Source organism: Mesobacillus sp., from assembly GCF_049588175.1.
Lineage (GTDB): Bacteria > Bacillota > Bacilli > Bacillales > Cytobacillaceae > Mesobacillus.
In genome coordinates, this window is sequence record NZ_JBAVFI010000490.1 from 1 (window position 1) to 2969 (window position 2969).

Below are 2969 nucleotides of genomic sequence, written 5' to 3' on the forward strand. Positions count from 1 at the left end.
GTATAGGTTTGTACCATTTGTTCAATTGTTGAAGGGGCATGCATGCCATTAAATTTTACAGAATCTATTTTAGTTTGACCTTTTTCAGCTGCAGCTGCAGGTGTTAGAGCAGGAATCGTTAATGCCAGGGCAAGGGCAACCGTTGCACCTTTTTTAGTCATTCTTTTTTTATTCATATTGATCCTCCAATAACTTTTTATTAGTTTATCCATTTACTATTTAACTCTAAAAATGTAAATGTATTATTGGCATTACGTAAAAAAAACATATAGTTTTATTTCTTTTACGTAAATTTCAGGATACCCCTTAGAATTGAAACAAAGTTCGCAAAATCATAAGCTATGTAGAGAAATAATAAAAGGCTTCCAGAATGCAATGGAAGCCTTTAATCGAATAATTTTGTACTTCAGCCTAACAATTCTTTTTAGAATAATGGTAAGTTGTCTAGATTGTTCTCTTTAATTCCATCCGGTTCACTTCGAATGATATCACGTCCATATTTATGGAAAACGTCAACATGAGCCAGCTTTCCATCTTTTGCTTCGTTCAGAGCTGTAATGTAATCTAATTCCCTGCCTTGCTCTGTCTTGAATGCAATGATATCACCATCATCATTCTTGCGGACCGCTACAATATGCTCTTTGCCAGGCTGCAAATCATCCGCCTCGATTAGAGCTTGTCCTTTGCTCTGCTCTTTGTATTCATTAAAAATTTTGTTGAAATCCTTATTTTCCATAGAATCACCTCCCGAACATATGTTTAGTTTTGTCAAGATGGAAGGTTTTTATGTGTATGGTACAAAAAAGGGCGACGTTTCATCACCCTTTTTAGTTGTATTTTTTAAAATGGCTGCCACATAATTGTTTTTGCTTTATTATATCGTTGTTCTACCTCTTGCCAATTGACTACATTCCACCAATTTTCTATATATTTAGCCCGTTCGTTTTTGTATTGAAGATAGTAGGCATGCTCCCAAACATCCAGTACGAGCAGCGGGATTACATCCCATTGAGTTAAGTTCTGGTGTTTTTCAGCCTGGAGTATTTCCAAACGGTGGGCTCGAGGAGACCAAACAAGGATTGCCCAGCCAGAAGCTTCCACATTCTTCGCAGCTTCTGTGAAATGCTTCTTGAACTTATCAAAACTGCCGAACGTATCATTGATCGATTTTCCTAACTGGCCTTTCGGGGCACCCCCGCCATTCGGTCTCATGATCGTCCAAAAGATGGTATGAAGATAGTGCCCTGAACCATGAAAAGCTGCTTCCCTTTCCCAGTGCTTGATTAAACTAAAATCGCCGCTTTCACGCGCTTTTAACATTTCTCTTTCTGCTTTATTCAATCCATCCACATAACTTTGGTGATGCTTCAAATGATGGAGCTTCATAATTTCTTCGGCAATGAAAGGCTCAAGTGCATTATAAGCATACGGAAGAGGCGGCAAGCGATGCCCTCCAATTGGTACAGGTTGAACTCTTTGGCCCTGTTGCCGTGCAAATTCATCCTCTGACACGTTCGCTAAACCGGATATGTCTTCTTGTAAGCTCCTTGCTCTAGCGTATAAATCTTGTTGATCATCCCCGTTATCAGCTTCATGTTTTATTGCTAAAAGAGTTTCTTCCCATTTCTGAAGTGTTGCTTCTTCATTGGAATCCTCCAGTTGTCCTCGCATAGAAGCCAATTTTGTTTCCATGTCCTTGCACCATTCAACCAATGAATACCTGAACCAATAACCATTCATTTATATCTCCTCCCCAAACCAAAATATGAATGGATTTGGTTAGAGATGACTTCATTAAAAAATCTTCACTTCAACAGCAAGATATAAAATTGATTACTGTGCTTCATAAAATAAGATTATAATAAAAGTTATATGATTGTTTGAAAGAGAGGAGTTTTCCCATGACTTATCCAAACACAGAAGAAACCCTGAATTTATTGAGAGCTTTGGTCAGTATTCCAAGCCCGTCAGGAAATACAAATGAAGTAATTACATATGTTGAGAATTTCCTAAAGGAATTAAAGGTTGAAACAAAGAGGAATCGCAAAGGTGGATTGATTGCGACTTTACCCGGCAAGGATCAGCAGAACCATAGAATGTTAACTGCCCATGTAGATACACTTGGTGCGATTGTAAAAGAAATCAAGCCTAGTGGGCGTCTAAAACTGGATTTAATCGGCGGCTTTAATTTCAATTCCATTGAAGGTGAGTATTGTGAAATTGAAACATCTTCAGGGAAAAAATTCACTGGCACTATTTTAATGCATCAAACTTCAGTTCATGTCTATAAAGATGCTGGCAAAGCTGAACGCAATCAAGATAATATGGAAGTCCGCCTCGATGAAAAAGTGAATAACGCTAATGACGTAAGAGCTTTAGGGATTGAAGTCGGTGATTTTATCTCATTTGATCCAAGGGTTCAGATTTTGTCATCTGGATTCATTAAATCCCGTCATCTTGATGACAAAGCGAGTGTAGCAATCCTTCTTCAGCTGATCAAACAGGTAAAGAAGGAAGCAATCGAACTTCCTTACACTACACATTTCCTGATTTCCAATAACGAAGAAATCGGGTATGGAGGCAACTCCAATATTCCTCCTGAAACAGTGGAGTATCTGGCAGTAGATATGGGCGCCATGGGCGATGGGCAATCGACAGATGAATATACTGTCTCGATCTGTGTAAAGGATGCGAGCGGACCGTATCATTATGAACTCAGAAAAAGACTCACACAGCTTGCGATTGATAATCAAATTGGCTACAAGCTGGACATTTATCCATACTACGGGTCAGATGCATCTGCAGCGATCCGTTCAGGAAATGATATTATCCATGGTTTGATCGGGCCTGGCATCGATTCTTCACATGCATTTGAAAGAACACATAAGGATTCAATTGGAAATACAGCTAAACTTCTTTATCATTACGTGCAATCGGAAATGATTTTATAAGAAAAGCGAAACCGAAAT

Annotated in this window: 3 protein-coding genes; 1 reads left to right on the forward strand and 2 read right to left on the reverse strand. The window is 38.7% G+C overall.

The genetic code is table 11. The features are described from left to right. Positions 1-424: 424 nt before the first annotated feature. Positions 425-736 (reverse strand): DUF3892 domain-containing protein, encoded by a 312-nt coding sequence (locus WB217_RS11975; RefSeq protein WP_423993450.1) that lies wholly within the window; start codon positions 734-736, stop codon positions 425-427. 104 nt (positions 737-840) lie between these two features. Continuing rightward, the gene (locus WB217_RS11980) at positions 841-1740 is read right to left on the reverse strand and encodes a superoxide dismutase (RefSeq protein WP_423993451.1); all 900 of its coding nucleotides are present in this window, start codon (positions 1738-1740) and stop codon (positions 841-843) included. A 161-nt stretch (positions 1741-1901) separates the two neighbouring features. Between WB217_RS11980 and WB217_RS11985 the strand changes: the two genes are divergently transcribed. Further along, complete coding sequence (locus WB217_RS11985; RefSeq protein ID WP_423993452.1) at positions 1902-2951, forward strand: M42 family metallopeptidase; 1050 nt, start codon at positions 1902-1904, stop codon at positions 2949-2951. Positions 2952-2969: the final 18 nt, after the last annotated feature.